The sequence below is a fragment of the Candidatus Woesearchaeota archaeon genome, from assembly GCA_030651135.1.
In the GTDB taxonomy this organism is placed as follows: Archaea; Nanobdellota; Nanobdellia; order Woesearchaeales; family JACPBO01; genus JACPBO01.
Window position 1 is genome coordinate 29,179 of sequence record JAUSCS010000013.1, and the last position, 22,431, is coordinate 51,609.

Below are 22,431 nucleotides of genomic sequence, written 5' to 3' on the forward strand. Positions count from 1 at the left end.
ATAATGGCTCTGGCGGCTATTCTCGTGGCTGTGATGGTATTTATCGCTGTAAAGTACAAGGATACAGGCATAACAGGCGCTGCTGTTATTGAATTAAAGGCATCACTGAAGCTCGAGCTTAACGCAATGAATTACTATGCAGGCAGCATTGTTGACGGCAGAATAACCCTGTTTTTTGATGAAGCCCCTTCAGATACAACAATAAGCGTTTTTGTTTTTGAAAACGAAAAGAAAAAATTCAGTTTGAGGAATATTTTCATTGATCTGGGGGTGGGTTATGTTTTAAAAGATGACGGGATGATATTGAATAATACAATTATTATTCCATTAAGCTACTTCAACATAAAAGCTCCTGATAAAAACGGAATTTACAGCCTGAATGTTGAAGTTTCAGATAAGAATTTGAAGTCGAGAATGAGTTTCGGGGTTGTTTAATAAAAATCTTTATAAACAATCATTCAAAGAAGTCTCTAAAATGTCCAAAGCGATAAACATAGGCTTAATAGGCCTGGGAACTGTAGGCTCAGGAGTAGTCAAAATTCTAAAGAATAATAGCAGCCTGATCAAAAACAGAACAGGAATTGAGCTTAATTTAAAGAAAGTTTGCAGCTTAACCCTGAAAAATGCAGAGAAATCAGGCATTGAAAAGGAAAAGCAGACAACTGATTTCAATGATGTTATAAATGACAAGGAAATTGACATAGTTGTTGAGCTGATCGGAGGCTATGAGCCCGCCAAGACAATCATTATGAATGCCATGAAAAATGGAAAGCATATTGTTTCTGCAAACAAGGCAGTTATAGCAAGATACGGGCCTGAGCTGTTTGAAGCAGCGCAGAAGAATAAAGTAAATTTCTATTTTGAAGCAGCTGTTGGCGGCTGCATTCCGATTCTGAATGCCCTGCAGGTAAATTACCAGGCTGAAAGAATTAATGCTATCTATGGAATTTTAAACGGAACAACAAACTATATTCTGACAAAAATGAGCGAAGGCAAAAGCTATGAAGATGCCCTAAAAGAAGCCCAGGAACTGGGATTTGCAGAAAAAGACCCCAGCTTTGATGTTGAAGGGAAAGATGCTGCTCAAAAGCTGGTTATTTTGGCTTCTTTAGCTTTCAATATGAAAATAAAAGAAGACATTTTCAGCGAAGGCATCACAAAAATAAGCAGGAATGATATGCAGTATGCGAAAGAGCTGGGATATGCAATAAAATTGCTGACAATTGCCAAGAAGAGCGATAACAAAATAGAGCTGAGGGTTCATCCGACGATGATCCCAGCAGAGCATGAGCTGGCTACTGTCAAAAACGAGCTGAATGCCATCTACTTAGTAGGGGAAAATATAGGTCCTGTTATGCTTTATGGCAAAGGAGCGGGCCAATTGCCAACAGCGGCTGTTGTTTTAGGCGATATTTTGAGCATTGCGAATAATATGGCTAATAATGTTGCAACAGCGCCTGTTCAATATTTTGAAAATTACGGATTAAAGAGCATTAATGAAGTTATTTCAAGATATTATTTCAGATTTATGGTGGTTGACGCGCCAGGTGTTTTGGCAAAGATTGCAGCCGTACTGGGAAACAGCAATATCAGCATAGCGGCTGTTTCGCAGAAAGAAGAGAACAAGGACACAGTTCCTGTCATAATCACTACACATGATGCGCTGGAGAGCAATGTAAGCAAGGCAATAAAGGAGATAAACAAATTAGATGTTGTTAAAGAAGAAACAGTTGTTATCAGGATTGAGGACCTTGCTGAGAAAAACTAATTTTCGGTAATAATATTTTTTAATTCCCTTGCTTTTTCTTCCATTACTTTTTTGCTTTTTGCTTCTAGATTCAGCCTTAGCAGAGGCTCTGTCCCAGACGCCCTTACGCTGAACCACCAGTCGTCAAATTCAATTCTTATACCGTCTATGTCATTGATTTTTCCTGAGCTGTACTTCTGCATTATCTCTTTTATTTTTTGCCCCTTATCTTCCACTTCAAAATTTGTTTCTTCTATTGCAAAATACTTTTTATATTGCTCTAGAATTTTTGACAGCGGTTTTTTCTCCTCAGAGATCATCTCCATGACAATCAACGCAGTAATAAAGGCGGAATCTGCATAGAAATTATCCTGATAGTAATAGTGCCCGGATCCCTCTCCGCCAAACAGGGCATTGTAGTTTCGCATCCACTGCTTTATGAACGAGTGGCCGACAGGAGACATTATGGGCTTTCCTTTGCATTTTTTTATTGTTTCTGCAACAATCCAGCTTGATGTGCTCGAGTAGATTATCTTCGCTCCAGGATGTTTTGAAAGCATCTTTTTTGCGACCATTGCAGTTGTCAATGCGCCGGGTACAAATTTTTCCTTTTCATCTATTAAGCCTACCCTGTCAGCATCGCCGTCAAAAGCAAGCCCGAGATCAGCTTTCTCCCTTCTTATTGTTTTTTTAAGTTCAATGGTGCTTTCCTCAAAAACAGGGTTTGGAATGTGGTTCGGGAAGCTTCCGTCGAGCTTGAAATAAAGCGGAATTAATTTTATGGGAAGATGTTTTGCTATCTCAGGCATTACCTTTCCAGCCATCCCATTGCCGGCATCAACAACAACCTTTAATGGCTTTATTTTTTTGATATCAACGAATTTTAAGATATTTTTAATGTAATCCTGCATTACATCTTTTTTTGTTATTTTGCCTTTATTCTTTGCAGCTTTAAAATCATTTTTTTCAGCTATTTTTTCAATTTCACGCAAGCCGGTTTCGCTGCTTATTGGCACGGCCCCTTTTTTCACAAACTTCAGCCCATTGTATTCTTTCGGATTATGAGATGCAGTTATCATTATTCCTGCATCATATTTATAAAAGCCAACAGCAAAATAAACCATGTCAGAGCTGCAAAGCCCTATTTCAATAACATCAGCACCCATCTCAGTTATTCCTTTTGAAAGCGAATTGAACAGTGAATCAGAACTTAGGCGCATGTCTCTGCCGATTACAACATTTTTAGGCTTTATAAGACTGACGAATGCTTTTCCTACTTTATAGGCGACATCTTCATTTAGCTCAGTCGGGTAAATCCCCCTTACATCATATGCCTTGAATATGCCGCTCATTTTATCCCTTTCCATTTCTTCAATGCCGTCCTGTATCTCTGGAAATTGCCTGTGTCAAACCATTGGCCTGAGAAAGGATAGCCGTAAAGCCTTCCCATTTTTGCAAGCTTTGGGAAAATGTCTCTTTCCATACTTACAAATCCATTTGGAATCATATTAAGGACTTCCGGCTCAATGATGTAAAAGCCAGAGTTTATTAAATTTGATGGCGCATCCTCTTTTTTTGGCTTTTCAACGAACTGCATTATCTTGCTGCCGCTTAATTTTGCAACGCCATAGCGTGAAGGGTCGCTTACAGTTGTCAATGCGATTGTAACTAATGCATTGTTTCTTTTGTGCAAATTATACATGTCTGCAATATCTATGTCCTTTAATTCATCTCCGTTTGAAACAATAAATGCCTCTTTAAAATATTTTCTGGCCATTCGCAATGGGCCCGCTGTTCCCAAGGGCTTCTTTTCTTCAATGTATTTTACATTCATTCCAAATCTTTTTCCATCGCCGAAGAAAATCTTTATCCTGTGCCGCATATGGCCCACAGCCATTATAACATCGCGTATTTCGTATTTTTTAAACAGGTCAAATATGTGCTCCGTAATTGTCCTGCCATGTATCGGAATTAATGCCTTCGGTATAATGTATGTCAGCGGCCTTAATCTTGTTCCCTTTCCGCCTGCAAGAATAACTGCAATTTTAGGGACATGGTCGCCCATTGATTTAGAAAGAAGAAGCTCAATAGCATGGCTTCTGTTCTTTATCCTTTTGTTGTCGATCTGGTCATCAATTTTCTGGATAAGCCCTTTGTCAATTGTGACGCAGATTCTCTTTTTCATCAGAAGTAATACAAGGTAATATGTTTAAATAGTTTATGGATTTTGATCTTTAAGCTTCATTATAAGCTCAGGCAGCTCCCCCATATCTACTTTTCTCCCGGAATAAGGCCATTTTTCCCAGTTGCTTTTATATTTAAGGCCGCCTATGTAATATGCCGCCCTGTCTGCTGCTTTCACAGCATAATTATGAACATCTGCTTTTTTTTCAAATCTTATGATTAACTTATCCAAGCCGGCGATTTTGAAAGATTCGTTGCAAAAAAAGCATATGTCTTTTGAAAAACCATCTCTTCCAACCCAATCAGCAATTACAAGCGTATTTTCCTCTGAAAGGCCATAATCAATAAAAAATCTGAAAACTATTGCTGCTATTGCCTCCGCCCTTTTGTACAATGGCTTATTTTCAAGATTCTCCTTTTGTATAAGAGTATAAAAGAAATCAGGGTTTTCATTAAAATAAGGCCTTGCTCTTCCTAAAATCTCTTTGACGCTATCGCTTTTTTCGCCAAAAATCCCATTTTTCCTCACATATTTTCTTTCTGGATAACTCGAAGGAAAATCCTCGATAAGATAGCCGCAGATAACCATGGGAAAATCTTTCCGCTGTATGTGAAAGCCATTATTCAGTTCATCTATTCCAATGATATTCTTGCCTATCAGTCTTTTTTTGACCATTTCCGAAACGAGAAATGTCATATTTAAATAATCTTGTGTAATATGATGTGGATATTAAAAAACAATTAAATTTATAAACATATTTGGTTCTCCATCGAATATGAGCATTGATACAATAAGCAATCTGTTGTTTTGGGGAGGAATGTTTTTGAGTGCAGCTACAGCTGTTTATAGCTTGGAAATGAAGTATAGAGAAGACCATAAAGACGAAACATTACACGTACATGCTTATTGGAAGAAAAATATTGAACACGAAAAAATAAAGACCAACGGATTATGGATTATAAAATATACAAGAACTTAAATTAAAACTTCTCCCCTCATAGGTCATACTTCGTAACATTTAGATCTTGTGGAAACATTTAAATATGCGGTGTGCTGATTAATATTTATAGTGAGGTGATCATATGGATGAAGCGAATACAGAACCAAAGGAAAGTATGCAGCTGGGCGGAAACATAGAGCTGAGCGGTTTTTCAGGGCTTGATTTTGCAACAATGATTATTCTAAAGAAGATCGTTGGCAATCACGCAAGAAGGTTCTCAGAAATATGCCCTAAATTCGAGAAGCTGCATTTGAATCTCAAGAAGATCCACCACACAGAAGGCAGCGACAAGTTTGAGATCAGCGGAACTATAATTGACAATGGCACGCATTATAATGCAGAGTCCATAGAAAGAAACCTGTTTGTGACAATAGACAAGGTTCTTAAGAAAATAGAAAGCGAGATTATGAAATAAATATCTTTGTTCTTATTTCTTCTTCTCTTCCTTCTTTGCCTCTGCTTTTGGAGCAGCCTCTTTTGCAGCTCCTGCAGCCGGCTTAGCGCCTGGAGCAGCTCCTGGCGCTCCTGGAGCGCCTGCGCCAACACCTTCAACTGGCAATAATTCGTGAATAATAGCTTCTGGGATCTTTGCTTCGTGAAGCTTGGCCTTGATTTCTCCTCTTGGCTTGCCTGCCATGCTGTCGATAATTTGTTTTGCAAGCCTTTCAAACTCTGCCCTCCTCTTCTCAGATTCTTCCTGCAGTCTCTTTCTTTCTTCTTCCAATGTTTTTAATTCTTCTGCTGATAATTCTGTTTTTTCCAATTTTATTTCTTCATTGAATTTGCCTTCGTTAACTAGCTTTATCGCTTCTTTCGCGCCAACGCCTTCAACAAGAATTCCAATAGAATTGCAGCTTCCTATAATTTCCTTTATTTTTTCTTTTAAAGTTTTTCCAAGCAGGCTGTCTTCTTTCATCTTGGCAATTTTGATAATTTGTTCTATCCTCAAATCCGCTATCTTATCCTGCAGCGGGTTTCCAGAGCCTTTCTCCACGCCGGCTTCTTTTTTGATCAAAGCAGAAGTAGGGGGAGTGCCTACAGTTATTGTATAAGTTTTATTAGAAGTGTCAACTTTAATCTTTACTGGAACCTTCATTGACTTGAAAGCAGCAGTCTTTTTATTAATGTCAGCAACAACCTGGCCTATGTTCAATCCAGTCGGGCCTAAGGCTGGGCCAAGTGGCGGAGCAGCTGTTGCCTTGCCGCCTTCAACCAATACATCGACTGTTTGTGTTGCCATATTGAGTGGAATAAGGGATTTATTTAAAAAGTTATTGAATTTGTTGCTTTAGAATATTTTTGACGCTTCAGGATCAAGATAAACCCTTCCTCTTCTGCCGTCTGATTCTATAATCACTTCAAAATCCGAGTATTTAAAAATTGCTTCTTCTTTATCCCCAGTCCAAGGTATAGTCCATTTTTCAGTTTTAGCTTTTAGGTGTGGCTCTATGATCTTGTAAAGTCCTGGCACGCCTATAAAAACAAATTTATTTCTGGCTTCACCGAAACGAGGAATAACAGAATGCCCGTGCCTTAATACACTTCCTTCAGAGGGGTTTAATAAGCCGACACAATTAGTATCCTCAAAAAACCATGCTTCGGCTGGTCTATCTTGATAATGTAAGGCTATCACGGGCTTTTCAAATTTAAAACCTCTTGTATTTTTTGCGTAAGGTTCCACTATTGTGCCTTTTCTTCTGAAACTGCCATGAACAAAAGGCGTTTCTGCTAATAAGGTATGTCCTACAGCTAATGGTTCTAGTGATCTGATTTCTCTATTTTCAGTTAATCTTGGAACAGGCCTTAATTGAACACAATACATTTTTCCATATTGTATTGGCAATTCAAGATTTACAGGGTAGCCTAAATATTCTTCTATTGCTCTCACTACCTTATCCATCTTCATTATTTGCTCGTAAGATAACAAACTATATTTGTCCCTCACCTTATGAAGTTCTTTTCTTTTATTTCCTGAATATGCTTTTTTAAGACTATCTGAAAATCCATTTTTTATACAGATGTGCCCTTCTTTATCTACAGTGATTAATTGTATTTTTGCGGTATTTACACCAAAAAAAGAACCGCCAAATAAAGGGTCTGGCAGTATGCCATTTACCTCTATCACAGTTCTCTTTTCTTTATATTCAGGATAGCTGGAATAAGAAATAGCAAACAGATCTTTTTCTTTATAAGTACTAACATTAATTGTTGGTTGTATTCCTAAAGCGAAGCTTACATTATCCAGTTCGTATTTTCCTTCGGAGTTATGTTTCATCAAATAAAAATGTACAAACTGAGATAGAACATATATGATTGAGTTAGCATGTTCTGGATTAAAACGCTGTTCAAAAAGAGGTACGCCTTCCATTGTTTTAAAAGTATCATAATATCTGTCATCAACAAAATCTTCAATAGTAGTGGAAGCTCTTAAATGAAATTCCTTCCTGTCATCAGCATCAGTAAATTTTTTTCTAGACATTTCTTGGATTTCGTAAAGAATTTTTTTAATATATGAAAAATCCTGAATAAATGCGTTTGGTAAGATTTGATTATCTTGACCAGGCTTATACCCGCAAAAAATTCTTTTTAGTATGTCGATATCATCTTTTGGGTCAATTACCCCTCCGCCAATTTTCCTTGTTTCCTCAGGAAGGCTCTTGAACCATTCAAGTGGCTTTCCAAATTGCGTAAGCATTATTTCTTCAAATCTATCATAGTAAGAAGTCTCTATTTCCAGATTTTCTAGTTGATGGAATTCTCTTATTTCAGGTATTCTTTCTTCTAAATCTTTTTGTATTTTTGCAAATAACCTGTGTCCAGCATTCTTTCCGCCAACTTTTCTAATTAAAGCTGCAAAATCTTTCCCCATTATTTCGCTTTCTCTTGAAAAATCACGCCTTATCATTTTGTGATAACTACTTATAATAACTAAAGAACCCCTTTTTGTTATAGGAAAATAAAGATTAATTATATAAATCTTATCTTTTTTGTTTTTAATTTAACGAAAAAACTAAATTGCCAATATCTGAGTCTTTAAAGCAGGTGTCAGAAATCTCTTCAATCTCAACAGACTCAAGAATCAGATATGCAACAAGATTGCCGTGTTGTTTCTCAAGTTCTATTATTTCCCGGTTATCAGGAACAAGTTCCCTGTATTCGGTTGGTTTCATGGTCACATTGCCTCCAATCACAATCACCCAGTCGTTGCCACCCAGCCAACCTGGTATTTTATCGCCATGCTCTGTCTCTAATCTGGCGTATATTATTCTCCGCTCTTCATTTGTGAAATTTTTATAATCTTCCCTTGTCACTTTAAAAATATCAGATGTGAGGCACCCATTATGCCTGATAAAGTCCGGTGATTCCGGAAAGTGCAGCCCTACATCTTGGGCTTTTGCAGTAAAATCTTTCCATGTTTTGGTGAGATGTTCCAAATCATCCATTTTTAAGAAACATTATCCTCAGACGGCTCTTCTTCAGATTCTTCCCCTGCTTCATATTTGGATTCAGGCGCTTCTGATTCTCTGCGTATGACTTTCACAGCATCCATCTTTACAGTTATTGGAATCGGGACAGCTGCTTCAAGCAGTTCAACAACAACCTCTTCTTTTGTTTTATCTATTCTTGAAACTTTTGCCTGCTCTCTCTTGAATGGCCCTGAAATGATCTCAACAATATCATTTTTCTGGATATTCATCTCGCGCTTTACCTGCTCAAGCATATGCTCAATTTCTTCATACTTGACTTCTTTTGGCAGAATGCCTCTTGCATAGGTGATATTAAGCGCAGCCTGCTCAGCATCCAGTTTTGTAGCTGCTTCAAGGAATATGTAGCTTCTTAATCCATGCGGCCTTATTATTGAATAAATCTCGAGCTTTCTCTTTGAAGCATTGCTTACAACAAAGTCCATAACCTGGTCTTCCCTGTTTGCTGTTGTCCTTAATACGAATATTTTTGTTTCTTGTTTTGATTCTTCCATTTTAAATCTTTTTATTCCAGTTTTTCTCCAATCTTTATAAAAACTCTCTTCAATATTTCCTCTTTCTTCAATTCCCATGCACGATCAATGTTTTTTTCTCTCTTCTCTTCCCTCTCTTTAAAAAAACAGTCATTTGCGAATAAAGATATAGCGCCAAAAGCCAATCCAGTAACTTTGCTGATTAAGTGCGGAGTTTCGTTATAGCCGGCAACAGCCATACCTGCAGTAAGACTTCGCGCACTCCTATATGAAAATCCGTTGCTAGAGCCTATCCCTTCGCCATGAAAACAATTCTCAATTGTTGGGCCAGCTAAAGCTGCACCAGCTCCTATAAATGCAAGCGGCCAGCGCAAATCCCCCATTACTTTGCCGCCATAGTCCTTCCATGCAAAACCAGCTATGGCAGCTCCCATTACATCATAATAATCAACAATAAAATCTTTGACTGCACTTACAGCATATTTGACGGGTTGTTCAGAAAGCTCATTCAAGCCATTTTCCAAATCCTTCGTTAAATTGTCCAAATATCTTACAGGAGAAGCATCGAACATCACTTTGCCAAAATTCAAACCTGGTTTTGATGCTTCTTCCATTTAGCCGCCTCTTATTATGATCAAATAAAACATCTGGATTATGAACCCGATAATGCCTATTACCAGCATCCCTATTCCCGAAACCTTGACTATTGTCTTGAATTCCTCTCCTGTGGGCTTTTTTGTGATAAGCAAAACCCTTCTGCATTCCTCTACGAATGCCTTAAATCTTGAAATCAAAGAAGCAAAGTCCATCTTAATTAACAAACTCTATGCCAAGTTCGTCCTCAATTTCTTTTTTCCTTTTATCACCCCTCTTTCTTTCCGGGCCGAAGATCTGCGGTGATTTAACCCCTGTAACAATAAGCATTGCCCTTATCGTCTTGTCAAGGTCATCTGAAATCTGGGCGCCCCATATGATCCTTGCATCAGGGTCAATTCTTTCAGATATTGTCTCGACAACAACGCGCGCTTCATTAAGCGTCATATCAGGGCCTCCGCAAACATTGATTAAAGCGCCGCTTGCCCCTGAAATATCAGCATCAAGCAGAGGATTGTTAATGGCCTTTTCAACAGCTTCTACTGCCCTGTTTTCAGAGTCTGATTCGCCTACGCCAATTAATGCAACTCCGCCATTTGTCATGACTGTCCTTATATCAGCAAAGTCCAAGTTAACTAATCCTGCTTTTGTTATAAGCTCTGCAATGCCTTTTACAGCATTTGTCAGGATTTCATCTGCAACCTTAAATGCAGTGTGCAAAGGCAGATCCGGAGCCAATTCAAGCAATTTATCATTAGGAATGACAATTAATGTATCAACAAGCTGCTCAAGCTTTTCCAGGCCGATGATTGCGTTTTCATATCTTGTTTTGCCTTCCATTGAAAATGGCAGTGTAACAACGCCTACTGTCAATGCGCCCATTTTTTTGGCAACATCAGCAATTACCGGCGCAGATCCTGTTCCTGTTCCTCCGCCCAAGCCGCAAGTTATAAAAACCATGTCAGCTCCTGTCAATGCTTCTTTTATATCGTGCTCATTTTCCCTTGCAGCCTCTTCCCCTACTTTGGGAATCGAGCCTGCTCCCAGGCCATGAGTCAGATCTTTTCCAATGAGTATTTTCCTGTCAGCAGTTGTGAACAATAAGTCCTGGGCATCTGTGTTGACTGCAATAGTTTCAGCTCCCACAACTCCAATTTCAGTTATCCTGTTTATTGTGTTATTTCCGCCGCCGCCTGTGCCTACAACCTTTATTGTAGCTTTTTGCTTGGAAAGCATTTCCTCGAGCTCAGCATCCATGACATTTGCCTTGTGCTGCAGCTTGGTGCCAGTCGCTTTTGATTTCACATGCTCATCATATTGATCTTGTATAAAATCAGCCACTTTTCCACCTCATATTACTCTCGAATGATACCATTTACTTACTCATTTATTAACTTTTTCTTTTTGAAGTTTTACGAATTCTATCTCTTTTATTTCAACAGTTTCCTTTAATTTTTTGGCAAGCTCTTCTTTTGCTTCCTTTGGAAGCTCATGCTCAATCTCTATGGTTGCTTTATCTTCCTTTATTTCTATTTTTGGCTCTTTAAACCCGAGCATTTTCAATAATGAAGCTATTTGCTCCTTTTTATCTGTGACTATTGTATTGACCTTTACAGTATAAACCAGCTCCCTTCCTGAAAGAGGGTGATTGAAGTCAACTATAACTCTGCCGCCAGTGATTGTCCTTATTGTTCCGATGACATCGTCAATATTTACCTGCAATCCGACAAACGCCTGTATTCCCTGCTTTCTGAACATATTAAGCGGAACAAGCTTCATAAGCTTTGCATTCTTCTCTCCGAATGCCTCGTTAGGAGTTAAGTTGAACACATAATTCTTTTCTGTTTCCTTGCCTTCCAGTGCATTGTCCAGCCCGGCAACTATCTGAGCTTCGCCAACGCAGATTGTGACAGGACCATAATTTATTTTTTCGTCATAGATCTTGTTTTCTTCTGCAACTTTCTTGTCGGTTGTGTCAAAAACCATGTTGTCGTCTTTCAGCTTTCCAGTGTATTCGATTTCAATGAAGTCTTTTTTGTTTATTTTCATCTTGGTTTTTTATTCTTTTTTAGTTTTTCCTACTTTTTTAGCAATCAGTAGAAATATTATGTATGAAATAAGCAGGATATTTATAAATATTTGGGTTTTTGGTTTTTATTTTGTATAAAATCAAGCATTTTATCAGCTACCTGGTTTATCGTTAAGTTTGTTGTATTAATTATCAGATCATAATATTTTTTATCTGTAAAATCCTTTATTCCGTAATGTTTTTCATATCTTCTGGTGGTTTCCTCCAGCCTCTTTTTAATCATTTTAAAAACTTCATTAATGGAATCTTTGTGATCTTCGTCAGGCCTTTGGTCCTTGAATATTCTTTTTGCTGCCTCGTGCAGATCAACATCTAAAAAGATCTTAATTGAGTCAGGGATAAAATAAAAGGAAATCCATCCATCCACGATGAAGTTATCTTCTGTCTGACCAAGCCTTTTAAGGTAATCATCAACCTCTTTATCTGTCCATACTTCTTTTTCACCAATTTTGTTTAATTCATCTATTGTTAAGCCGTGCTTTTTGGCTATTTCTCTTCTCAGATCCCCAATAGAATAATGCCTGAACTTCAATTTCTTTGCGATCAGCTTCCCGACTGTGCTTTTCCCGGATCCGGGCTTGCCTGAGATTGTGATGATCATGAATGGAGTTTGTAGTAAGGGTTTATTAACTTTTTTATTTAAGAATGATCTTAGTTTTGATAATGGGGCAAATAAATATCTATCGGGGCTGGCTCTTCTTTTTTTATTATCAGGCCGTTTATTATCGGGCATTCCCCTTTTTCAAAGGCTGTTAATGCCCCATTTACAATTTCCTGCCTGTTTTTCTCACTATCATACTTAGAAATAGTAGCATTCAATATATCTGGGAGATGATGTCTTAGGCGGCCAATAAGCCTTTCCTTAAGCATGTTTAACCCGCCTTCTTTGCTTGTTGCTTCCTGCACTAATGCGCCAAGTTCCGGATGATGAATCAAGCCCCCCATAACCCAATTTTTTTGTTCATGCCTTTTAGCAACATCTTCGTACGTATCAACATAAAGCCCTTCTTTCAGCAATTTTTCTATTACTGCTTCTGATTTTTCAGCAAATTTTCTGACTTCGTAATTCTGTGCCCTTAGGACAGGAATCCAAACATATGCCATTACATGCCTAATTTATTGTTTCTTTATAAACTTTTCTGTAGTAACGATTTTCAAATAGGATATTAGAAAGATTTTTATTATTTGTTTGATTTGCTTTGTTCATGAAACAATCATTGTTGGAAAAAACAAGCATTCATCTCCTTAAAACAGGCTATACGCTGAAATCCCTGACCAGAACGTGCTTTGACATTGTGGCAAGAAAGGAAAGCCAGATCCTGCTGATAAAAGTTCTTGAAGACGCGAATTCAATTTCAGAGGAATATGCAAGGGAGATGCAGAGGATAAGCAGCTATATAGGGGGAAGCCCGGTTGTGATAGCGGAGAAAGCAGCTGTTAAATTAGAGGACAATGTTGTTTATTCAAGATTTGGGATTCATACGCTTAATTACAGCACATTCTGCAGCTGCATTGGCAACAGGATGCCTTTCATTATGCGCGACAGGGCAGGCTTAAAGGCAAAGATAGCTCCCGATATTCTGAAAGAAAAGATAGAGGAAAAAGGATTTTCATTGTCTGCTCTGGCAAAAAAACTCGGCGTCAGCAGAAAGATGATACAAAGATACGAGGAAGGAAAGGCAGACATCACAATAAATAAAGCGCGCCGCATGTATGATGCTCTCGGACCAAGCGTCTTTGAAAAAATAAACATTTTTTCTGTTGCAAATATTTCTCAGGCAGCAGAAGGAAAGACAGATGTGACAAAAAAATACAATGATCTTGGCTTTGAGGCAGCTGAAACGAAAAAAGCTCCTTTTGATGTTATAGCCAAAAAGGAAAAAGAGATAATCTTAACAGAGATCGGAGACAAAACAAGCCCGCAATTGAAGCCGCTGTCAAAGCTGATAGATGCAGATAAGCTGGTTATTTTCAAAAGTAAAAAGCCAAAGGAAAAAGACATTCCTGCTTTGACAAAAAAGGAATTCATGGATTTTGAGAAAGCAAAGGAGCTGGTTAAGTTTCTGAAGGAATTTGAATGATTATTTCTTCATCAAAGAAACATACTCCCATTTTTTTATATCTGCTCCATATATAACGCCCTTATGCTGGTCTTTAAAGCCCTCTACTTTAACTTGATCGCCTTCCTTAAGTTTTTTGTGCAGATCATGAATGACTGCAATATCGTGCCTGTACTTGTCATCTCTGAAGCTAAAAGAGAGAGTATATGCTAAGAAATCTACTGGCTGCTCTGATGAATCAAGCCTTACTTCAAGATTCCTTCCTTCAGGCCTGATTGAAACTACTCTCCCCTCGATTGTTACAGGGTTTTTCAGTATTCTGCCGTTGCGCGCTTCATTGGTTACAGCATTAGCGCCGATTAAAACAGCTGCGCTTGCAAGTGCCAGATAAATCGGCCATATGCCCAAAACTTTTCCAAAATTTCTTTTCATATCATAGTAAAATGCGCATTGATTTATAAATCTTTAATATGGCTTATGGCAAGGTTTTTAAATCAGAACTGAATTGCCTATGAAGATAAAAACAGAACGGAGAGCTGCAAATGTATGAAATAGGGGTTATGACATCGTCATTGGGGATAGAAAATCCAATAGAAGCTGTGAAAAAGGCAAAAGAGCTTGGCTTCACAAAAGTGCAATTGACAGGATTAACAGCTATTGATGAGCAATTGCCGCATTCTTACTTAAGCAGCAGCAAAGCTGAGCTGGCTGATTTTCTGAAAACCAATGATATGAGAGTTTCTTCTTTAAGCTTGAAATACTGCAAAGGAGAAGACCCCCGCCGATGGCTGTGGAGGGCAAATGAGTACATTAAATTCGCTTCTGAAATGAATGTCGGTTTAGTCACAGGCCATATTGGAAAAATCGAATCAGGCGCATCTAGGCAATTAGCGCACCAGATGAAAAAGACAGCATCTTATTGCAAAGATAAAAATGTTTATTTTGGCATAGAGACAGGAACAGAGTCGCCGTGGGATTTGATCGGGTTTATTTGTTCAGTTGAGGGTAGAGATACTGACCCGCGCATTGTAATAAACTTCGATCCTGCTAACTTTTTAATCTACGGCACACTGGAAGCTGATGAAATATTGGATTCTATTCCGATGTTTAAAAGTATGATCGGGCAGGTTCACGTAAAGGACGCTGTTCCCGGAAAGGAAGTTTCGCTTGGCGAAGGATCAGTTAATATCAAAGATTACATTCTGGCTTTGCAGAAAATAGGGTATAACGGGCCGCTGGTCCTGGAAACAGGAGGAGCGCAGGCAGAAAAGCTTGCTAAAATAAAAAATGGAAAGATCTTTTTAGAAAATATTTTGAAGGAGATTGAGTTAAACAGGTAGAGAAATCGGTGAAATAAATGAGCTATATTTTTAGGGCAAATATTGATTATGAAAAACTTATAAGAGGCTTAGAGGAGCAGCTTGGCATCAAAATAGGCCAAAACTTCCAAGTGGAACACAGCAGCAGACCTTCCAATTACATCCTGAGACTGGATCAGCAAAAGGAATGTTTTGTGCTGAACATCATAAAAGGAGGCGACCTCAGCTTAAAACATGCAACAATGTGCTTGTGCGACATCCTGGCTGTTGGCAATGGCTGGTCTCCGAAAGAGCAGGACATACAAGTTGAAGTAAATGAGGAGTGGAATGATAAGGAAACAGCTGAAAAGATAATCAAAAACTATCTGCCTAAAAATGCCCTGAAAAGATTAAAAGAAGAATTTGATCACGAAATCACAAAATCGTGAGCTATTGAGTTAACATCAATTTTAATTAAATAATATCTTGTTTTTTAGCAATATTTTTATATGACTTAATCAATACTACTTCATAAGGGGTGATTAAAATGGTAAAAAATATATTGAATATGAAATCGTTAAGATTCCAAAAAGCAGGAGATAGAACACTGACAAATTCTAAAAAGAGAGGCTTGAAAGCGCAAAAAAGATATAAATGTCAAAAATGCCATAAAAAGAAAAGTCCAACCCACTTAATAATACACCATACAGACGAAATTTATAAAGTAAAAAGGAGAGCTGGATTTATGGGGCAGTTGGGAAAACCCACTTTTGACAAGAAAATACCGTATCACGATAGAAAAGATAAATTAAGGGTATTATGTTTAGATTGCCATAAGGATGTCCATGATCAACTAAGTGCAAAAAAGAAAACAAAGAAAAAACCTTCAATTTTTGATTTAGGATTATGAAAACAATATTAGGGGTACTTGAGTAAAATTTATTGGTTAAAGTTAGATGTTGGGCAGAAGGGTGGTTAGGATTAATCAAATTAGCCAGTATTTGATTATTTTTTTATTTTTTCTATGAATTAAAAAATATCTTGATAAAAAATATAAAAAAACTAATATCAACGCCACAGATAAAAATTTCCAAGTCATTGACCATATTTGGGTTTTATCGGTTGTAGCAAAAACAAGTGCATATGCTATCACTAGAGCCATAAAATTGCTTGGAGAAGTAAGCTCTCTAACATCATCTTCCAATGACATTTTTTACCTGCCTTCTTAAGTCATTATCCAGTATAACTGCCAATATGATTACAATTAATCCAACAAAAAAAACCTCGTAGTTTTTAGGTGTATACCCCGCAATCCAAATTATTTTAGAAGTGATTATGTTGAAAGATACTAAAATATAATAAATTCCGACTAATATTAAGGATGTAGAAAATATTTTTTTCAAATCAATTGCCATTTTCTTCAAACATACTAAAAGGTTAAATGTATTTAAATCTTTCTCATTTTTCAAGAATAAGCACCCCCTCTATTAACCTATTTAGAGAGGGCTAATTTGTTAAAATAAGAGGAAAAGCTTAAATAGACATATATTAGCCAATTACAAAGGCGGTTTAAAATGGAATTAGTGACATTTGAAGTTATTGGAAACGTATATAACTTTCTTTCTAGAGAAATAACAGAAATAGATATGTATTTTTTTAGGGGTTTAGCCTTTTTAGTCTTGTGGACTTTTATTATATTGATATGTGGTTTGTTCATTTTATCTTTTTTTGTTATGTGGTGGGTAGGAGTAGGAATTATTGTTATTCTTATGCTTATGGAAGGGATTACAGCAATAGGAAGAAAAATATAAGAATCTGAATAGAGAAATGTTATTTCTGTCAAAATATGCACATAATATCTATAGAATTGGTAAACTAGTCCTTTTTTAGTCTTATATTTAGTTCTAAGGTACTTTATAATTTTATTACATATCCAGCAGACTTAACAGCTCACAAAACCATAAGCCTTAAATAGAACCGCTTACTTACCTTTTCTACGAATTGTTGAGATCTGAAATAAAAGTAAGGGGGAAATAAAATGTCAAACCAGATACAGCCGATCTTTATTCTGCCTGAAGGCAGCCAGAGGACAACTGGAAGAAACGCACAAAGGACAAACATAATGGCAGCTAAATTAGTTGCTGAGACAGTAAGGACAACCCTTGGTCCTAAAGGAATGGACAAGATGCTTGTTGACAGCCTGGGAGATGTTGTCATAACAAATGACGGCGTTACAATTCTTGAAGAGATGCAGATAGAGCATCCTTCTGCAAAGATGCTTGTTGAAGTTGCGAAAACTCAAGAAAGCGAAGTTGGAGATGGAACAACAACAGCAGTTGTTATCGCAGGCGAACTGTTGAAGCAGGCCGAAGATCTGCTTGACCAGGAAATTCATCCGACAGTTATTGCACGCGGCTACAGGCTGGCTTCTGAGAAGGCAATTGAAATTCTGAACAAAATTGCTGAAACAGTAGATGAAAATGATGTTGAAACCCTGAAGAAGATTGCAATAACAGCTATGACTGGCAAGGGAGCGGAAACAGCAAAAGAGCATCTGTCTGACTTGACTGTAAGAGCAGTGAAAGAGATTGCTGAAAAAGAAGGAAACGAGACAATAATAGATATTGAAAACGTAAAGCTTGAAAAAAAAGTCGGCGGATCAGTTGAAGATACTGAATTAATACAGGGCGTTGTCCTGGACAAGGAAAAGGTGCATTCAGGAATGCCAAGGCTTATTAAAAATGCGAAAATCGCCTTGGTTGATTCTGCGTTGGAAATCAAGAGCACAGAAATTGATGCAAAAATTGAAATAAGCGACCCAGAAAAAATGCAGGCATTCCTTGATATGGAAGAGAATATGCTTAGAAAGATGGTTGGCAAAATAGAAAGCTCTGGCGCAAATGTTGTATTCTGCCAGAAAGGCATTGATGACATGGCGCAGCATTTTTTATCCAAGAAGGGAATTTATGCTGCAAGAAGAATAAAGCAAAGCGACATGGAAGCATTGGCAAGGGCAACAGGAGCAAAGATTGTCACAAATTTAGACGAGTTAAGCAATGATGATCTGGGAAATGCAGGAATAGTTGAAGAAAAAAAGATCGGAGATGAAGATATGACTTATGTCAGGGACTGCAAGAATCCAAAGTCTGTTACAATTTTAATCAGAGGCGGAACAGAGCATGTTGTTGATGAAGTGAAGAGGGCAATGGAAGATGCAATCGGCGACACAGCAGCTGTATTGAGAAGCAAAAAGATTGTTGCCGGTGCAGGCGCAGTTGAAATAGAGCTTGCCCGCGAATTAAGAAAATATGCCGAATCATTATCCGGAAGGGAGCAGTTGGCAGTTAATGCATTTGCGAATGCAATTGAAGTCATTCCTAGAACTTTGGCTGAGAATGCCGGAATTGACCCAATTGACATTTTAACAGAGCTGAAAGCAGCGCATGACAAGGGGCAGAAATGGGCAGGTATTGATGTTTTCAAGGCCAAGGTTGTTGATGCATTCGAGCAGGGCGTTATAGAGCCTTTGAAGATCAAAACGCAGGCAATAAGCTCAGCTTCAGAAGTTGCAATAATGATATTGAGGATCGACGATGTTATTGCTGCAGGCGGAGGCGGCAAGGGATCTTCAATGCCACCTGGAATGGGCGGCGAGATGCCGGAATATTGATTAAATCTTATTTATCTTTTTATTTTACCACTCCATTCTTCCTTTAAACCCAACAGCATCCCTTGTATTCGGGCCTGCAAAGACATAAGGCCTTATTTCAACATTCTTTCTTTCAGGAAGTTTTGAATCTTTGCCTAAAGCGCGGCCTACAAGATACCTGAAAAAAGGATCAGCGCATAAAAGTATCCCATCTAAAAGCCTTGCGCCATAAGCCCAGTCTGCATTTGTTGAAGACGTTATATAACCAACATCGCCATAGCCATTTAGCGCAAATGATTTAGCGCCATAAGCGGCATTATCAAGCGCAACATACAACAATGCGATGGCTTCTGATCCTGCAACATCTCTTCTGCCCAGTATTTCATTTCTTGCGTTTTCGTATGATTCTTTAGAAGCGCCTATACCTCCAAAGACAAATGCAGTGTATTTTTCTTTGCTTTTAATGACAGTATAGGATTTTGCACTCACATGAAAAATTCCGCCGCCATCGTTTAACTTCAGCTCACCATCGTAGCCAATTTGCTTAAGATGGCCGTTTTCGTGGTTAAGGACAGCGCTTCCAACGCCTTCAATTGCATAGACCAGGCTGTTAGTTTTTCTTGATTCCGCTGTTTTTATCTTATCTCCATTCATATAGTCATTAAATGTAATGCCCTCTGCTTTGATAGGCGCTATGGATGTATACAATAAAGCAGCCAAACCCATTACACATAGTTTTGTTTTCGTGCTTAATTTGTTCATCATTTTTCTCACCTTTGTTATTTATACTACTTAGTAATGATGACTTATATAAATACCCAGAAGTAAGCTTCAAATTCAATTGAAGCTATAATCAGAAACTTAACAGCTGCAAAAAGAAACATTTATATACATTTACCTTTTAATTTGTATTAATCATATTTTAGCTTATACGCAAAAAAGAGGTGTTTAGCATGGCTGAAGAAAATGAAGATTATGATCTTATGCCGCATCGCGAGCTGATGAATCTTAAGAGGCAGGTTGATGAGATCAAGCAAAACCCGATAATAAATGCGCCTTCTGGCAAGGATCTGATGAATTCTGTGAATGACCTTAACAAATCAGTTGGCGGCCTGCTGGAGCTTTTCAAGTCTGCAACTGATGAGATGAGATTAGAGGACAAAGACCAGGATCTTGCTGTAAGGAAGATTGACCCTATTCTGGATAAGCTCGATAAGGTTATTGAGCAGAATAAATTGATTGCAGAAGGCTTGGTTTCAATTTCAGATATGATCGAGGATTTTATTTCAAAGCAGGGAGGATCTAGGCCTCAGGTGCCTCCGCCGCCAATTCCAAGAATGAATATTGAGTCAGAAGAATTGCCGGCTTTCAGCCCTTCATTCAGGGAATCGTCGTTTGGAAGCCAAGCGCCACAGGCTCCAAGGCCAATGGATATTTCAAACCTTCCTCCGCCGCCAAGTTTTGGGCAGCAAAAGAAAAGGCCATTTGGATTCTAAGATGAATTCTGATGAAGCATTAAATGCAGGAAGCATAAATAAGTCGAGAATAAAGCATTTTCTCAGGCATTTGTACAAAGCAGGAGCTAAGATAAAGGAAAGGGAGAGATCAAGAGAGGACTTAAAAAGGCATATTTCAAAATTAAAAACTGTGAAAGAAAAGCCAATATTCTTAACAGAATTGAAAAAACTTGAAAACAAGATATTTGACGTGGTTGAAAAGGAAAAAAGTGTTCTTTACAACCAGCAAAAGGATTCTGCTGTTGTAAATCAATTAAAAGACAGAATTGCTTTTTTAGAGAATGAATTGAAACTCCATCATGACATTAATGAGAAAAAACAAAGAGAAAAAATATCCGCTGAAGAAGAGTTTGCAATGCAGGAAACTGCTGAATTAAGGTCATTGTTAAGGGCGCTTGAAAGAAATTACCATAAAATAAAGGGCAGGGAGAAGAACAAGAAGAAATTAGATTTGATAAAAGCAAGGATTGAGCAGGTAAAGAAAAAAATTAAAGCGCTGCAAAGCAGTTAGAAAGGTTTATAAATAAAATGCCAATTTAGTGTTAAAAAAGTTCTGATAGGTTTAAGTTACAATGACTGCAAAAGGAAATTTACTAAAATGGGCACTGAAGAACAACTGAAAAATAAGCTAAATGACCTGGTTAGTGACTTGTATGGCCGGCTTGCCGGCATTGAACCAAAAGCTGCATTTGAATATGCTAAAAAGATTATAGTCTTTGACTCAAAAATGGATGACTTACTTAGGAAATATGAAGGGACTATGGGACTTGTTGATAAAGAAATAAAAATGGTTTTACAGCCTGATGGGAAATCGCCATCAATAAACGCATATGGAATATTCAAAAGGATGGGCATGATAAAGACGCAAAAGTCTATATTCATCGTAACAATTTACTGTGATAGATGGTTTTATGAGGGAAATGAAACCATATGCTTAGACGAAACTGAATTTGGAGCGCATGAGATTGAAGATATAGAAATCAAGGTAAATTAAAGATGACAACGAATAAATTATATCTTAGACTAAGCAAAGCACACCGCCTTTTAAAATCAGGATGTAGCTTAGAGTCAGTTCATAAAGTCATTAAGTATCCTGGGCACACATATCTGTTGAGGTGCGAACTGGAAAGATTACTGGGTTATACATTCAGGAAAAATCAAAGACATCCTGAGATGATCAAAGACGCCTGCAGCTTCATTTCAGTCAGGTACAATGGAAATGATTTTGTTGTTACACAGATGGCAAAAAGGCAGTATTGCAGGCAATATAGTCTGGATATTAGCGAATGGGACAATAGCTGGACAAATCATTTATGCGATAATTTAAAGGCTGCCTTATCGCGCGATGGGGCATACAAAACCACTCATAAAAGAGCTGTCAGATCAGAGGATTTGGTTTTTTCATTAATCAGCGATTTAGTGATTGGTGTTGAGATAAGGGTGGATAATTATATTCCTGCTTCCGGGATAGATGGATTAGCAAATGTTTTGGCGCTCAAACATCCTTAGCCATCACTGTGTTGCGGCCGTTGGCTCTTGCCCTTCTGCATGAGTCTGTGATCAGCTGCTCGACTTTTGCGCTCAGTGCAGGGGCATAGTCAACTGAAATGTTTATTATTGCTTTTTTAGCGCCTTCCTTCTGCATTTCCTTTGCGAATTTGTCAGCAACTTCCTTTATTTTTGTTTTGACAACGATTTCAGTCATAATGATCGCCTTTTATTTGATTTATTTTACCTCTTTAAATATGTTTTTATTCTCAAAGGTAAATATTATCGTGATGGTCATAATCCTCAAAAGAAACAAAATCTTTTGATTTGTCGTAGCTAAAAACCAGGACAAAATGCCCAATGTGGACTCTCTTTGAGTCTTTCATATTATATCTTAAGTTTTTATAATGCTCTACATCAGAAGAATCAAGAACTTCATCAATTTTCTTCATTACTGCTTCATAAGCCTTCTTGTCCTTCTTTGATAATTTAACCAGTTTCTTATCTAGTTCTGGCTTAATCTCAAATTCACGCATTTTCTATATGCTCTCTTAATTCTTTGATGCTTTTGAAGTGAATTCCTTTTTGTTTCTTTATTTTTTGAAGTCTTTCTATGAATTCAGGCCTTAGTTCAGGCTCCAGAAGATCCTCTCCATAATCCGCTACAACCTTTTCTATAGCCTCGGATTTGTCTTTAAGGTTATACCTTGCTTTTACAATATTTAATATCTGGTTTACACTTTCCGAAATTTGGATCATTGCTTGCACCATATACATCACCTATACTTGATATATATGTCAAGTATATAAATGTTTTGCTTTTAGAATTATTGAAAATTGTTGGCA

33 protein-coding genes and 1 pseudogene are annotated in these 22,431 nt (G+C 37.7%); 14 read left to right on the forward strand and 20 right to left on the reverse strand.

The genetic code is table 11. The annotated features are described in order from the left end of the window. Positions 1-3 precede the first annotated feature (3 nt). Both Q7J54_06655 and Q7J54_06660 read left to right on the forward strand, forming a co-directional pair. Complete coding sequence (locus Q7J54_06655) at positions 4-435, forward strand: hypothetical protein (GenBank protein MDO8741223.1); 432 nt, start codon at positions 4-6, stop codon at positions 433-435. A 40-nt stretch (positions 436-475) separates the two neighbouring features. Continuing rightward, positions 476-1,768 (forward strand): homoserine dehydrogenase, encoded by a 1,293-nt coding sequence (locus Q7J54_06660; GenBank protein MDO8741224.1) that lies wholly within the window; start codon positions 476-478, stop codon positions 1,766-1,768. Here the strand turns inward: Q7J54_06660 and Q7J54_06665 are convergent. The 3 genes from Q7J54_06665 to Q7J54_06675 are packed head-to-tail and all read right to left on the reverse strand — an operon-like array spanning position 1,765 to position 4,607. Beyond that, positions 1,765-3,099, reverse strand: coding sequence for a phosphomannomutase/phosphoglucomutase (locus Q7J54_06665; GenBank protein ID MDO8741225.1), 1,335 nt, complete (start codon positions 3,097-3,099; stop codon positions 1,765-1,767). The two genes, Q7J54_06660 and Q7J54_06665, sit on opposite strands and share 4 nt — an antisense overlap. Next, a complete protein-coding gene (locus Q7J54_06670) occupies positions 3,096-3,932 on the reverse strand; it encodes a sugar phosphate nucleotidyltransferase (protein ID MDO8741226.1) in 837 nt (278 codons plus the stop codon). The genes Q7J54_06665 and Q7J54_06670 overlap by 4 nt, the downstream gene beginning before the upstream one ends. A 33-nt stretch (positions 3,933-3,965) precedes the next feature. Further along, positions 3,966-4,607 (reverse strand): hypothetical protein, encoded by a 642-nt coding sequence (locus Q7J54_06675; GenBank protein MDO8741227.1) that lies wholly within the window; start codon positions 4,605-4,607, stop codon positions 3,966-3,968. Positions 4,608-4,707: 100 nt separating this feature from the next. On the opposite strand from Q7J54_06675, the gene Q7J54_06680 reads away from it, so the two are divergent. Together Q7J54_06680 and Q7J54_06685 are read left to right on the forward strand one after the other, a co-directional pair. After that, entirely contained in the window at positions 4,708-4,911 is a 204-nt protein-coding gene (locus tag Q7J54_06680; GenBank protein MDO8741228.1) for a hypothetical protein, read from the forward strand. 103 nt (positions 4,912-5,014) lie between these two features. Then, a complete protein-coding gene (locus Q7J54_06685) occupies positions 5,015-5,347 on the forward strand; it encodes a hypothetical protein (GenBank protein ID MDO8741229.1) in 333 nt (110 codons plus the stop codon). A gap of 357 nt (positions 5,348-5,704) precedes the next feature. On the opposite strand, the pseudogene Q7J54_06690 reads toward Q7J54_06685, so the two are convergent. The 10 genes and pseudogenes from Q7J54_06690 to Q7J54_06735 all read right to left on the reverse strand — a co-directional run bounded on the left by Q7J54_06690 (position 5,705) and on the right by Q7J54_06735 (position 12,677). Continuing rightward, positions 5,705-6,172, reverse strand: a pseudogene (locus Q7J54_06690) (50S ribosomal protein L11). A gap of 48 nt (positions 6,173-6,220) precedes the next feature. Next, a complete protein-coding gene (locus Q7J54_06695; GenBank protein MDO8741230.1) occupies positions 6,221-7,837 on the reverse strand; it encodes a PEP/pyruvate-binding domain-containing protein in 1,617 nt (538 codons plus the stop codon). Between the two features lie 88 nt (positions 7,838-7,925). Next, the gene (locus tag Q7J54_06700) at positions 7,926-8,375 is read right to left on the reverse strand and encodes a hypothetical protein (GenBank protein ID MDO8741231.1); all 450 of its coding nucleotides are present in this window, start codon (positions 8,373-8,375) and stop codon (positions 7,926-7,928) included. Between the two features lie 2 nt (positions 8,376-8,377). Continuing rightward, positions 8,378-8,911 (reverse strand): transcription elongation factor Spt5, encoded by a 534-nt coding sequence (locus Q7J54_06705; protein ID MDO8741232.1) that lies wholly within the window; start codon positions 8,909-8,911, stop codon positions 8,378-8,380. Positions 8,912-8,922: 11 nt separating this feature from the next. Next, on the reverse strand, positions 8,923-9,504 hold the full coding sequence (locus Q7J54_06710) for a hypothetical protein (protein MDO8741233.1): 582 nt from the start codon (positions 9,502-9,504) through the stop codon (positions 8,923-8,925). After that, a complete protein-coding gene (locus Q7J54_06715; GenBank protein ID MDO8741234.1) occupies positions 9,505-9,699 on the reverse strand; it encodes a protein translocase SEC61 complex subunit gamma in 195 nt (64 codons plus the stop codon). Between the two features lies 1 nt (position 9,700). Continuing rightward, positions 9,701-10,789, reverse strand: a complete 1,089-nt coding sequence (gene ftsZ, locus Q7J54_06720) for a cell division protein FtsZ (GenBank protein ID MDO8741235.1) — start codon at positions 10,787-10,789, stop codon at positions 9,701-9,703. A 78-nt stretch (positions 10,790-10,867) separates the two neighbouring features. Continuing rightward, the gene (locus Q7J54_06725) at positions 10,868-11,533 is read right to left on the reverse strand and encodes a peptidylprolyl isomerase (GenBank protein ID MDO8741236.1); all 666 of its coding nucleotides are present in this window, start codon (positions 11,531-11,533) and stop codon (positions 10,868-10,870) included. An 80-nt stretch (positions 11,534-11,613) separates the two neighbouring features. After that, complete coding sequence (locus tag Q7J54_06730; GenBank protein ID MDO8741237.1) at positions 11,614-12,174, reverse strand: nucleoside monophosphate kinase; 561 nt, start codon at positions 12,172-12,174, stop codon at positions 11,614-11,616. 50 nt (positions 12,175-12,224) lie between these two features. Further along, positions 12,225-12,677: a hypothetical protein gene (locus Q7J54_06735; GenBank protein MDO8741238.1), complete on the reverse strand. Its 453-nt coding sequence runs from the start codon at positions 12,675-12,677 to the stop codon at positions 12,225-12,227. Between the two features lie 101 nt (positions 12,678-12,778). Between Q7J54_06735 and Q7J54_06740 the strand changes: the two genes are divergently transcribed. Continuing rightward, the gene (locus Q7J54_06740; protein ID MDO8741239.1) at positions 12,779-13,654 is read left to right on the forward strand and encodes a helix-turn-helix domain-containing protein; all 876 of its coding nucleotides are present in this window, start codon (positions 12,779-12,781) and stop codon (positions 13,652-13,654) included. Here Q7J54_06740 and Q7J54_06745 read toward each other — a convergent pair whose 3' ends face one another. Beyond that, the gene (locus Q7J54_06745; GenBank protein ID MDO8741240.1) at positions 13,655-14,065 is read right to left on the reverse strand and encodes a hypothetical protein; all 411 of its coding nucleotides are present in this window, start codon (positions 14,063-14,065) and stop codon (positions 13,655-13,657) included. A 110-nt stretch (positions 14,066-14,175) separates the two neighbouring features. Here Q7J54_06745 and Q7J54_06750 point away from each other — a divergent pair, with 110 nt between their 5' ends. The 3 genes from Q7J54_06750 (at position 14,176) to Q7J54_06760 (ending at position 15,841) form a co-directional block, all read left to right on the forward strand. Then, entirely contained in the window at positions 14,176-14,973 is a 798-nt protein-coding gene (locus Q7J54_06750) for a sugar phosphate isomerase/epimerase family protein (protein MDO8741241.1), read from the forward strand. A 17-nt stretch (positions 14,974-14,990) separates the two neighbouring features. Continuing rightward, entirely contained in the window at positions 14,991-15,380 is a 390-nt protein-coding gene (locus Q7J54_06755; GenBank protein MDO8741242.1) for a hypothetical protein, read from the forward strand. A 98-nt stretch (positions 15,381-15,478) separates the two neighbouring features. Continuing rightward, the gene (locus Q7J54_06760) at positions 15,479-15,841 is read left to right on the forward strand and encodes a hypothetical protein (GenBank protein MDO8741243.1); all 363 of its coding nucleotides are present in this window, start codon (positions 15,479-15,481) and stop codon (positions 15,839-15,841) included. Positions 15,842-15,916: 75 nt separating this feature from the next. On the opposite strand, the gene Q7J54_06765 is transcribed toward Q7J54_06760, so the two are convergent. Continuing rightward, the gene (locus Q7J54_06765; protein ID MDO8741244.1) at positions 15,917-16,141 is read right to left on the reverse strand and encodes a hypothetical protein; all 225 of its coding nucleotides are present in this window, start codon (positions 16,139-16,141) and stop codon (positions 15,917-15,919) included. After that, a complete protein-coding gene (locus Q7J54_06770; protein MDO8741245.1) occupies positions 16,125-16,400 on the reverse strand; it encodes a hypothetical protein in 276 nt (91 codons plus the stop codon). The genes Q7J54_06765 and Q7J54_06770 overlap by 17 nt, the downstream gene beginning before the upstream one ends. Positions 16,401-16,505: 105 nt before the next feature. On the opposite strand from Q7J54_06770, the gene Q7J54_06775 reads away from it, so the two are divergent. Beyond that, complete coding sequence (locus Q7J54_06775) at positions 16,506-16,742, forward strand: hypothetical protein (GenBank protein ID MDO8741246.1); 237 nt, start codon at positions 16,506-16,508, stop codon at positions 16,740-16,742. A 227-nt stretch (positions 16,743-16,969) separates the two neighbouring features. Next, positions 16,970-18,601, forward strand: coding sequence for a thermosome subunit beta (thsB, locus tag Q7J54_06780; GenBank protein ID MDO8741247.1), 1,632 nt, complete (start codon positions 16,970-16,972; stop codon positions 18,599-18,601). A 24-nt stretch (positions 18,602-18,625) separates the two neighbouring features. On the opposite strand, the gene Q7J54_06785 is transcribed toward thsB, so the two are convergent. Further along, positions 18,626-19,345 carry a hypothetical protein gene (locus tag Q7J54_06785; protein ID MDO8741248.1) on the reverse strand — a complete coding sequence of 240 codons (720 nt, stop codon included), beginning with the start codon at positions 19,343-19,345 and terminating at the stop codon, positions 18,626-18,628. Between the two features lie 188 nt (positions 19,346-19,533). Here Q7J54_06785 and Q7J54_06790 point away from each other — a divergent pair, with 188 nt between their 5' ends. The 4 genes from Q7J54_06790 to Q7J54_06805 all read left to right on the forward strand — a co-directional run bounded on the left by Q7J54_06790 (position 19,534) and on the right by Q7J54_06805 (position 21,606). After that, positions 19,534-20,076, forward strand: a complete 543-nt coding sequence (locus tag Q7J54_06790) for a hypothetical protein (protein ID MDO8741249.1) — start codon at positions 19,534-19,536, stop codon at positions 20,074-20,076. A gap of 1 nt (position 20,077) precedes the next feature. Beyond that, the gene (locus tag Q7J54_06795) at positions 20,078-20,608 is read left to right on the forward strand and encodes a hypothetical protein (GenBank protein ID MDO8741250.1); all 531 of its coding nucleotides are present in this window, start codon (positions 20,078-20,080) and stop codon (positions 20,606-20,608) included. An 87-nt stretch (positions 20,609-20,695) separates the two neighbouring features. After that, entirely contained in the window at positions 20,696-21,091 is a 396-nt protein-coding gene (locus tag Q7J54_06800; GenBank protein MDO8741251.1) for a hypothetical protein, read from the forward strand. 2 nt (positions 21,092-21,093) lie between these two features. Then, positions 21,094-21,606, forward strand: coding sequence for a hypothetical protein (locus tag Q7J54_06805; protein ID MDO8741252.1), 513 nt, complete (start codon positions 21,094-21,096; stop codon positions 21,604-21,606). On the opposite strand, the gene Q7J54_06810 is transcribed toward Q7J54_06805, so the two are convergent. The 3 genes from Q7J54_06810 to Q7J54_06820 are packed head-to-tail and all read right to left on the reverse strand — an operon-like array spanning position 21,593 to position 22,356. Continuing rightward, the gene (locus Q7J54_06810) at positions 21,593-21,802 is read right to left on the reverse strand and encodes a hypothetical protein (protein MDO8741253.1); all 210 of its coding nucleotides are present in this window, start codon (positions 21,800-21,802) and stop codon (positions 21,593-21,595) included. The genes Q7J54_06805 and Q7J54_06810 overlap by 14 nt on opposite strands. 52 nt (positions 21,803-21,854) lie before the next feature. Continuing rightward, entirely contained in the window at positions 21,855-22,121 is a 267-nt protein-coding gene (locus tag Q7J54_06815) for a hypothetical protein (GenBank protein ID MDO8741254.1), read from the reverse strand. After that, positions 22,114-22,356 (reverse strand): DUF2683 family protein, encoded by a 243-nt coding sequence (locus Q7J54_06820; GenBank protein MDO8741255.1) that lies wholly within the window; start codon positions 22,354-22,356, stop codon positions 22,114-22,116. The genes Q7J54_06815 and Q7J54_06820 overlap by 8 nt, the downstream gene beginning before the upstream one ends. Positions 22,357-22,431: the final 75 nt, after the last annotated feature.